Origin of the sequence: Ramlibacter sp. (assembly GCF_035706265.1) — a bacterium.
Taxonomy (GTDB): domain Bacteria; phylum Pseudomonadota; class Gammaproteobacteria; order Burkholderiales; family Burkholderiaceae_C; genus Ramlibacter.
The window spans coordinates 1-9,497 of sequence record NZ_DASSVG010000234.1 but is presented as its reverse complement, the minus strand read 5'-3'; the positions used below and the strand labels follow the sequence as shown (position 1 = coordinate 9,497).

Genomic DNA, 9,497 nt, shown 5'->3' with positions numbered 1-9,497 from the left:
GTCGTCCCCGCCCGTGCGGGGATGTCCCGTCGTCCCCGCACGGGCGGGGACCCAGAACCCCAGAGGAGACCCCAACAACATGCAACGCCGTCATGTCACCGCCGCTCTCGCCGCCACCGTCGCCGCGCCGCTGGTGCGGGCCCAGAACTGGCCCACCCGTCCCATCAAGGTGCTGGTGGGCTATCCGCCCGGCGGCTTCACCGACGTCACCGCGCGCCTGATCTGCGACAAGCTGGGCCAGCGCCTCGGCCAGCCCGTGATCGTGGACAACAAGCCGGGCGCCAACGGCATCGTCGCCGTCGACACCCTGGGCCGCTCCGCGCCGGACGGCAACACCTTCGCGGTGGTGATCGCCGCGCACGCGGCCAACACCTCGCTGTACAAGAAGCTGCCCTACGACCCGAAGAAGGACTTCGCCGCGGTGTCGCTGATCGGCGTGTCGCCGCTGGTGGCGGCGGTGAACAACGAGGCACCCTACAAGGGCGCCAAGGACCTGATCGCCTTCGCCAAGGCCAACCCCGGCAAGATCAGCTACGGCTCCAGCGGCAACGGCTCCGCCGTGCACCTGTCGACCGAGCTGCTGAAGTCGCTGACCGGCACGCGCATGGTCCACATCCCCTACCGCGGCTCCGCGGCGGCGTTCACCGACCTGCTCGGTGGCCAGATCCACCTGTTCATGGACGCGGCCCAGGGCCTGATCGCCCCCGGCAAGGCCGGCAAGGTGCGCCTGATCGGCGTGGCGAGCGAGAAGCGCCTGCCCGCGCTGCCGGACGTGCCGACCTTCGTGGAGCAGGGCGTGAACGGCTTCGTGGCCAGCACCTGGGCCGGCGTGCTGGCGCCGGCGGGCACGCCCGCGCCGATCCTCAAGCGGGTGGCCGACGAGATTGCCGCGATCGTGAAGCTGGACGACGTGCGCGCGAAGATGGACGCCATGGGCACCATCCCGGTGGGCAACTCGCCCGCGGAGTTCCAGTCCTTCATCGACGCCGAGACGGCGAAGTGGGGCAAGGTGATCCGCGAGGCGAATGTCTCGCTGGACTGAGGCGCCAGGGTGGGGCGCTCAGGTCAGCGTCTCGCTGGCCTGGCCTGGCGCTCCGCGCCGTTCAGGCGAGCGCTTCGTCCACCGTGGCGAGCGTCACGCGCGTCGACAGCGCGTTCAGCGCGATGCGGTGCAGCATCTCGGTGACCGTGGTGCACGCGTCGCTGAGCACCGTCACCTTGCGGTAGTCGTCGGCCCGGCGCGAGATCGCCGTGTGCGTCACGCAGTTCTGCGTCATCATCCCGCACACCAGGAGTTCGTCGACACCGAGTTCCTGCAGGGTGTGGTGCAGCGGCGTGCCCTCGAAGGCGTCGGCGTGCCGCTTCACGACGAGGGGCGCATCGCCCATCCCGGCCTGGATGGCGGCGTGGATCTTCACGCCTTCGGTGTCGGGCGTGAAGAAGGGCGAGGGGCCCGCGGCGATGTGCTGCACGTAGACCACCGGGATGCCCTTGTCGCGCGCTGCCCGGATGGCCTTCTGCGCCGCCGCCAGCGCCTGCCCCGGCTTCCACAGCGGAAAGCGCCCGCCCTCGAAGTAGTCGTTCTGCAGGTCGATGACGATCAGTGCGGGCTTGGACATGGGCGCTCCTTCGATGGCTTGTTGGGAAGTCCCGCATTGTTGCCGCAGCGGTGATTCACCGCCAGGCGGGGGGGAAGATTCCCGCAGGGCGAATGGCTGTTCATCGGCCGGCGCTTGAGCGCGCGGCGCGGGCTTCCCGTAGGCTGGTGCCGAGCGCGGCCGAGGCGACCCGCCTCGGCCGCCGAAGCCCAGCGCTCGCGGCGCTCGCGAATCGCTGGGCTTCGGCACGCTTCGCGTGCGCTCAGCACCAGCCTACTTGATCGCCATCGCTTCCTCCTGCACCTTGCGCAGGATCTGGCCGCCGCCGAAGCTCACCTGCTCGGGCGGGGTGCCGCCCGCGGTGACGCGGATCGCGCAGTACTTCAGCTCGGGGATCTTGGCGACCGGGTCGAACTTGTCGTTCGTCACCTTGTTGATCGCCGCCTCGTAGTAGCAGAAGGGCACGAACACGGCGCCGCGCGGCGAACCCTCGTCGGCCCGGGCGTAGAGCGAGACCTTGCCGCGGCGCGACTCGATCGTCACCAGCTCGCCCGGCTTGACGCCCAGCGCCGCGATGTCCAGCGGGTGGATCAGCGCCACCGGATCCGGCTCGATCGCGTCGAGCACCGTCGCCCGGCGCGTCATGCTGCCGGTGTGCCAGTGTTCCAGCTGGCGGCCGGTGATCAGCACCATCGGGAACTGCGCGTCCGGCCGCTCCGCCGCGGGAACGATGTCGGCCGGCACGAAGCGCGCCTTGCCGCCTTCGCGCGGGAAATCTTCCACGAACACCACCGGCTCGCCCGGGTCCCCCTCGTGCGTGCAGGGATAGGTGACGGCGTGCTCGCGCTCCAGCCGGTCCCACGTGATGCCGCCGATGCTGGGCATGGTGTGCCGCATCTCGTCGAACACCTCGGAGACGTGCTTGTAATTCCAGTCCAGGCCGATGCGGCGCGCGATCTCCTGGATGATCCAGAGATCCTGCTTCGCCTGGCCGGGCGGGTCGATCGCCTGGCGACCGAGCTGCACCAGGCGGTCGGTGTTGGTGAAGGTGCCGGTCTTCTCGGGGAAGGCGCTGGCGGGCAGCACCACGTCCGCGTGCACGGCCGTCTCGGTGAGGAAGATGTCCTGCACCACCAGGTGCTCCAGGCTGGCCAGCGCCTCGCGCGCATGGTCGGCATCGGGGTCGGACATCGCGGGGTTCTCGCCCATGATGTACATGCCCTGGACCTTGCCTTCCAGGATGGCGTGCATCACCTCGACGACCGTCAGGCCGGGCTGGGCATCCAGCGTGCCGGGCTGCAGGCCCCAGTGCTTCTCGAAGGTCGCGCGGACCTGCGGATCCGACACCTTCTGGTAGTCCGGATACATCATCGGGATCAGGCCGGCGTCGGACGCGCCCTGCACGTTGTTCTGCCCGCGCAGCGGATGCAGGCCGGTGCCGGGGCGGCCGATCTGGCCCGTCATCAGCGACAGGGCGATCAGGCAGCGCGCGTTGTCGGTGCCGTGCACGTGCTGCGACACGCCCATGCCCCACAGGATCATGGAGGCCTTCGACGTGGCGAAGGCGCGCGCCACTTCGCGCAGCGTCTCGGCGGGGATGCCGCACACCGGCGCCATCTCCTCGGGGCTGTAGCCCACCAGGTTCTTCTTCAGCTCGTCGTAGCCGATGGTGCGCTCGGCGATGAAGCCCTCATCCACCAGGCCCTCGTGCACGATGACGTGCATCATCGCGTTGAGCATGGCCACGTCGGTGTCCGGCTTGAACTGCATGTGCCGCCAGGCCAGGCGCGTCAGGTCCGACTGGCGCGGATCCATGATCACCAGCCTGGCGCCGTTCTTGGCCGCGTTCTTCATCCAGGTGGCGGCCACGGGGTGGTTGACGGTGGGGTTGGAGCCGATCACCACGATCACCTCGGCCTGCGTCACGTCCATCACCGGGTTGGACACGGCGCCGGAGCCGATGCCTTCCAGCAGCGCCGCCACCGAGGAGGCGTGGCACAGGCGCGTGCAGTGGTCGACGTTGTTGCTGCCGAAGCCGGTGCGCACCAGCTTCTGGAACAGGTAGGCCTCCTCGTTGCTGCCCTTGGCGGAGCCGAAGCCGACCAGCGCCTTCGGGCCGCGGGTGTCGCGGATCGCCTTGAGCTTGCTGCCGGCCAGGTCCAGCGCCTCTTCCCAGGTGGCCTCGCGGAACACCTCGTGCAGGCGGTCCGGGTCCAGCACCATCTTCGGATCCTTGGGCACGTCGGCGCGGCGGATCAGCGGCGTGGTCAGGCGGTGCGGGTGGTGCGCGTAATCGAAGCCGTAGCGGCCCTTCACGCACAGGCGGCCGTGGTTGGCCGGGCCGTCGCGGCCTTCCACGTAGAGGATCTTGTTGTCCTTGACGTGGTAGGTGAGCTGGCAGCCGACGCCGCAATAAGGGCAGACGGAATCGACCGACTTGTCCGGCACGGGCAGGGCGGCGCCGCGCGCGGGCATCAGCGCGCCCGTGGGGCAGGCCTGCACGCACTCGCCGCAGGCCACGCAGGTGGAGACGCCCATCGGGTCGTCCATGTCGAACACGATCTTGGCGTGCTCGCCGCGGAAGGCCAGTCCGATCACGTCGTTGACCTGCTCGTCGCGGCAGGCGCGCAGGCAGCGCGTGCACTGGATGCAGGCGTCGAGGTTGACGGCGATGGCGGGATGCGAGAGGTCGGCGGTGACCTGGCCGCGCGAGGGGAAGCGCGGCTTGCCCACGTTCAGCTTCGCGGACCACTGGTCCAGCTCGTTGTGGCGGGTGTACTCCGCCTCCGGCATGTCGGACTGCAGCAGCTCCAGCACCATCTTCTGGGCGCTCACGGCGCGGGCGCTGTCGGTGGTGACTTCCATGCCGGCCGTGGGCGTGCGGCAGCAGCTCGGGGCCAGCGTGCGCTCGCCCTTGATCTCCACCATGCAGCAGCGGCAGTTGCCGGCGGTGTCCATGCCGGGCTTGTAGCAAAGCCGCGGGATCTCCACCCCTTCGCGGTCGGCGACCTGGAGCACCGTCTCGTTGGCGCGCGCCTCGACCTGCTTGCCGTTGAGCGAGAACTTGACGGTGGGGGCGTCGATTTGCGCCAGCTCGGCGCGGGTGAGGGCGTTCATGTTCTGTGTTCCTCGAATACCGAATTACCGGACGCAAAGGACGCGAAGATTACGCAAAGGACGCAAAAGGGAACCGAATTCCTTTTGCCTGTCTTTTTTGCGTCCTTTGCGAAACCTTTGCGTCCTTTGCGTCCGGCTGTTTGGCTGTCTTCAGCTCAATTCGTGCGGGAAGTACTTGATCACGCAATCTACCGGGTTCGGCGCCGCCTGGCCAAGGCCGCAGATCGACGCGTCGCGCATGACCTGCGACAGCTCGGTGAGGAGCGGCAGGTCCCACTTGGGGGCGTTGATCAGCGCCAGCGCCTTGGCGGTGCCGGCGCGGCAGGGCGTGCACTGGCCGCAGGATTCGTCGCGGAAGAAGCGCATCAGGTTGCGCGCCGCGCCCACCGCCGAATCCTTGTCCGACAGCACCACCACGGCGGCCGAGCCGATGAAGCAGCCATAGGGCTGCAGCGTGTCGAAATCCAGCGGGATCTCGTTCAGGCTCGCCGGCAGGATGCCGCCCGAGGCGCCCCCCGGCAGGTAGGCGTAGAACTTGTGGCCGTCGGCCATGCCGCCGCAGTATTCGTCGATCAGCTCCTGGATCGTGATGCCGGCCGGCGCCAGCTTCACGCCCGGCTCGCGCACACGGCCCGAGACGGAGAAGGAGCGCAGACCCTTGCGGCCGTTGGCGCCCTTGGAGGCGAACCATTCCGGCCCGCGCTCGACCAGCTCGCGCACCCAGTACAGCGTCTCGAAGTTGTGCTCCAGCGTCGGCCGGCCGAACAGGCCCACCTGGGCCACGTAGGGCGGGCGCAGCCGCGGCATGCCGCGCTTGCCTTCGATCGACTCGATCATCGCGGACTCTTCGCCGCAGATGTAGGCTCCGGCGCCGCGCCGCAGCTCGATCGGCGGCAGCGACTTCGCGATCGGGTCGGCCTGCAGGCGGGCGAGCTCCTGCTCCAGAAGCTGCCGGCAGCCGTGGTACTCGTCGCGCAGGTAGATGTAGATGCCGGCGATGCCCACCGCCCAGGCGGCGACGAGCATGCCTTCGAGGAAGCGGTGCGGATCGCGCTCGAGGTAGACGCGGTCCTTGAAGGTGCCGGGCTCGCCCTCGTCGATGTTGACGGCCATCAGGCGCGGGGCCGGCTCGTTGCGCACGATGCGCCACTTGCGCCCGGCCGGGAAGCCGGCGCCGCCGAGGCCGCGCAGGCCCGAGGCTTCCATCACCTTGATCACGGACTCGACGTCGCGCTGGCCGGACAGGCACTGCTGCAGCAGCTTGTAGCCGCCCGCGGCCTTGTACTGCGACAGGCCCATGTAGCCTTCCGGCTCGTGCCGCGTGTGGCCCTCCTTGAGGGACTCCTTCACGCATTCCGCGACCTTCTGCGGCGTGGCGCAGGCCACGGGCTTCTGGCCCACGGCCACGGCCGGCGCCTGCTCGCAGCGGCCGATGCAGGGGGCAGGGATCACGCGCACGTCGCGGCCCAGGAGGGCCGGCAGCTTCGCCAGCAGCTGCTGCGAACCCGCCATCTCGCAGGACAGCGAATCGCACACCCGCACCGTGAGGGCCGCGGGTGCCTCGTCGCCTTCCTTGACGATGTCGAAGTGGTGGTAGAACGAGGCCACCTCGTACACCTCCGACTGGGCGAGCCGCATCTCCTGCGCCAGGGCGCTGAGATGGGCCGCCGAGAGGTGGCCGAAGTGGTCCTGCAGCTTGTGCAGGTGCTCGATCAGCAGGTCGCGCTGGCGCGACGCGTCACCGAGCAGCTGCCGCACTTCGGCCAGCGCCGAGTCCGTCGGCTTGCGGCCTTTGGGACCCTGGCGCTTGCGCTCCCGCAGGGGGAGCGCGGAGGCCGCGGCGATCGGGATGACGCGTCGACCGGCCATCGCGTCGCCTTACTTCAGCAGGCCCGCGGCGCGGGCCCACTTGTACTTGGCGCCCAGCACTTCCACCGGCAGCTCGGTGGAGTAGGCATAGGCCGGGATGCCGTTCTGGTACAGGTACTCGGCGGCTTCCTCGACTTCCACGTCGCCGGCAAGCGAGGCGACCACGGGCTTGATCTTGCCCTTCTCGCGCATCTCGTTGACCACCTGCACCATGTTCTTCGCGAACACCATCGGCGGCGTCACGATCGTGTGCCAGTAGCCCAGGATCAGCGCGTGGATGCGGTCGTCTTCCAGGCCCAGGCGCACCGTGTTCACGTACGTGATGGGCGGCTCGCCGCCGGTGATGTCCACCGGGTTGCCGGCCGCGCCGAACGGCGGGATGAACTTGCGGAAGGCGGCGTCCAGGTCCTCCGGCATCGGCTTCATCAGCTTCAGGCCGTTGTCGACGCAGGAGTCGGACAGCAGCACGCCCGAGCCGCCGGCGCCGGTGATGATCACCACGTTCTCGCCCTTGGGGGTGGGCAGGATCGGCACGCCGCGCGACAGCTCCAGCATCTGGCGCAGGCTGTTGGCGCGGATCACGCCGGCGCTCTTCAGGATGTCGTCGTAGATCTTGTCGGTGCCGGCGACGGCGCCGGTGTGCGAGGCGGCAGCCGCCGCGCCCATCGCCGTGCGGCCGGCCTTCAGCATGATCACGGGCTTCTTCTTCGAGACGCGCTTGGCGACTTCGGCGAAGGCGCGGCCGTCCTTCAGGTCTTCGGCGTGCTGGGCGATCACCCGGGTGTTGTCGTCCTGCTCGAAGAACAGCAGCAGGTCGTCCTCGTCGATGTCGGACTTGTTGCCCAGGCCGACGATGGCGGAGACGCCCATCTTGGTGCTGCGCGAGAAGCCGATGATGGCCATGCCGATGCCGCCGGACTGCGAGGACAGGGCGGTGGCGCCCTTGACGTCGTAGGCCGTGCAGAAGGTGGCGCACAGGTTGGACGGCGTGTAGTAGAAGCCGTAGATGTTCGGCCCCATCAGGCGGATGTTGTACTCGCGCCCGATGCGCTGCAGTTCCTCCTGGCCTTCGACGTTGCCGGTCTCGCCGAAGCCCGAGGGGATCAGCACCGCGCCGGCGATCTTCTTCTCGCCGCACTCCTTCAGCGCGCCGGCGACCAGCGCCGCGGGGATCGCGAACACCGCGGTGTCCACTTCGCCCGGGATGTCCTTGACACTCTTGTACGCCTGCAGGCCCATCACCTCGCCGCCCTTGGGCGTGACCGGGTAGATCGTGCCCTGGTAGCCGCCGTTGATCAGGTTCTTCATCACCGAGTTGCCGATCTTGCCCGCCTCGTTGGAGGCGCCGATCACCGCGATCGCCTTCGGCTTCATGATGCGGTTCATCGACACCACGACGTCCTTCTCGTCGGGGCGGAAGCGCGCGGGCTTCGGGTTGAAGTTGACCACGATGCGCACGTCGGCGGCGATCGCGCCCTCGTCGGAGGCGAACACCGGGTTCAGGTCCATCTCGGAGATTTCCGGGAAGTCGGCGACCAGCTGCGACACGCGCACGATGGTGTCCTGCAGGGCCTCGCGGTTGACCGGCTTCGCGCCGCGCACGCCCTTGAGGATCTCGGCGGCCTGGATGCCGTCCAGCATCGAGGCGGCGTCCTCGCGGGTGGCCGGGGCCAGGCGGAAGGTCACGTCCTTCAGCACTTCCACCAGCACGCCGCCCATGCCGAAGGCGATCAGCTTGCCGAAGCTGTCGTCGGTCATGGCGCCGACGATGACTTCCTGGCCGCCCTTGATCATCTGCTGCACCTGCACGCCCACGATCCTGGCGTCGGCCTTGTACTTCTTCGCGTTGGCGATGATCTGCTCGTAGGCGCTGGCGGCCTCGTCGCCGCTCTTGACGCCCACCACCACGCCCCCGGCTTCGGTCTTGTGCAGGATGTCCGGCGAGACGATCTTCATCACCACCGGGAAGCCCATCGAGGAGGCGGTGCTCGTCGCCTCCTGGGCGCTGCTGACGACGGCTTCCTTCGGCACGTTGATGCCGTAGGCGTCGCAGATCTGCTTGCCCTCGGGCGCGGTCAGGGAATCGCGTCCCTCCTTCTTCACCGCGTCCAGGATCGCGCGGACCTTCTGCTTGTCGCCTTGGAAGTTGGCCATGTTCTGCCCCTTTGAAAAAACGGTTTGTCTCTGTCGTGTGCGATCGATCGCTGCCCGGTTCAGCAGACCTTGGCGGCCTTCAGTTCGGCGATCTGGTCCTGCGTGTAGCCCAGCATGGCCAGGATTTCATCGGTGTGCTCGCCCAGCAGCGGCGAGCGCTTCACCTCGGAGGGGCTGTCCGACAGCTTGATCGGGTTGCCCACCGACAGGTACTTGCCGCGCGTCGGGTGCTCCACTTCGACGATGGTGCCGGTGGCGCGCAGCGACTCGTCCGCCGCGATCTCCTTCATCGACAGGATCGGGCCGCAGGGGATGTCGTACTGGTTCAGGATCTCCATCGCCTCGAACTTGGTCTTGGTCTTGGTCCACTCCTCGATGCGGGCGAAGATCGACTTCAGGTGCGGCAGGCGCGCCTTGGGCGTGGCGTAGTTGGGATCGGTGATCCAGCTCTCCTCGCCGATCACCTTGCAGATGGACGCCCACACGGGGGCCTGCGTGATGAAGTAGATGTAGGCGTTGGGATCGTGCTGCCAGCCCTTGCACTTCAGGATCCAGCCCGGCTGGCCGCCGCCCGAGGCGTTGCCCGCGCGCGGCACGGCGTCGCCGAATTCCTCGTCGGGGAACTGCGGGTACTCCTCCAGCACGCCCTTGCGGTCCAGGCGCTGCTGGTCGCGCAGCTTCACGCGGCAAAGGTTCAGCACGGCGTCCTGCATCGCGGCCAGCACGCGCTGGCCCTTGCCGGTCTTCTCGCGCTGGAAC

Annotated in this window: 6 protein-coding genes; 1 reads left to right on the top strand and 5 read right to left on the bottom strand. The window is 68.6% G+C overall.

All coding sequences use genetic code 11. From position 1 onward, the window contains the following. The first annotated feature begins 79 nt into the window (after nucleotides 1-79). Entirely contained in the window at nucleotides 80-1,042 is a 963-nt protein-coding gene (locus VFM98_RS08915; RefSeq protein WP_325109564.1) for a tripartite tricarboxylate transporter substrate binding protein, read from the top strand. A 61-nt stretch (nucleotides 1,043-1,103) separates the two neighbouring features. On the opposite strand, the gene VFM98_RS08910 is transcribed toward VFM98_RS08915, so the two are convergent. From VFM98_RS08910 to VFM98_RS08890, 5 genes are all read right to left on the bottom strand, one after another. Further along, nucleotides 1,104-1,619: a cysteine hydrolase family protein gene (locus VFM98_RS08910; RefSeq protein WP_325109563.1), complete on the bottom strand. Its 516-nt coding sequence runs from the start codon at nucleotides 1,617-1,619 to the stop codon at nucleotides 1,104-1,106. A gap of 252 nt (nucleotides 1,620-1,871) precedes the next feature. Continuing rightward, entirely contained in the window at nucleotides 1,872-4,715 is a 2,844-nt protein-coding gene (gene fdhF, locus VFM98_RS08905; protein WP_325109562.1) for a formate dehydrogenase subunit alpha, read from the bottom strand. Between the two features lie 150 nt (nucleotides 4,716-4,865). After that, entirely contained in the window at nucleotides 4,866-6,584 is a 1,719-nt protein-coding gene (locus tag VFM98_RS08900; protein WP_325109561.1) for an NAD(P)H-dependent oxidoreductase subunit E, read from the bottom strand. Nucleotides 6,585-6,593: 9 nt separating this feature from the next. Next, nucleotides 6,594-8,738 (bottom strand): acetate--CoA ligase family protein, encoded by a 2,145-nt coding sequence (locus tag VFM98_RS08895; RefSeq protein WP_325109560.1) that lies wholly within the window; start codon nucleotides 8,736-8,738, stop codon nucleotides 6,594-6,596. A 59-nt stretch (nucleotides 8,739-8,797) separates the two neighbouring features. Then, nucleotides 8,798-9,497: CoA transferase (locus VFM98_RS08890; RefSeq protein WP_325109559.1), on the bottom strand; the 700-nt coding region annotated here is incomplete at its 5' end.

Coding starts and splice junctions, on each gene's coding strand:
- VFM98_RS08915 (WP_325109564.1), top strand. CDS start 80: ATGCAACGCCGTCATGTCACCGCCGCTCTCGCCGCCACCGTCGCCGCG.
- VFM98_RS08910 (WP_325109563.1), bottom strand. CDS start 1,619: ATGTCCAAGCCCGCACTGATCGTCATCGACCTGCAGAACGACTACTTC.
- fdhF (WP_325109562.1), bottom strand. CDS start 4,715: ATGAACGCCCTCACCCGCGCCGAGCTGGCGCAAATCGACGCCCCCACC.
- VFM98_RS08900 (WP_325109561.1), bottom strand. CDS start 6,584: ATGGCCGGTCGACGCGTCATCCCGATCGCCGCGGCCTCCGCGCTCCCC.
- VFM98_RS08895 (WP_325109560.1), bottom strand. CDS start 8,738: ATGGCCAACTTCCAAGGCGACAAGCAGAAGGTCCGCGCGATCCTGGAC.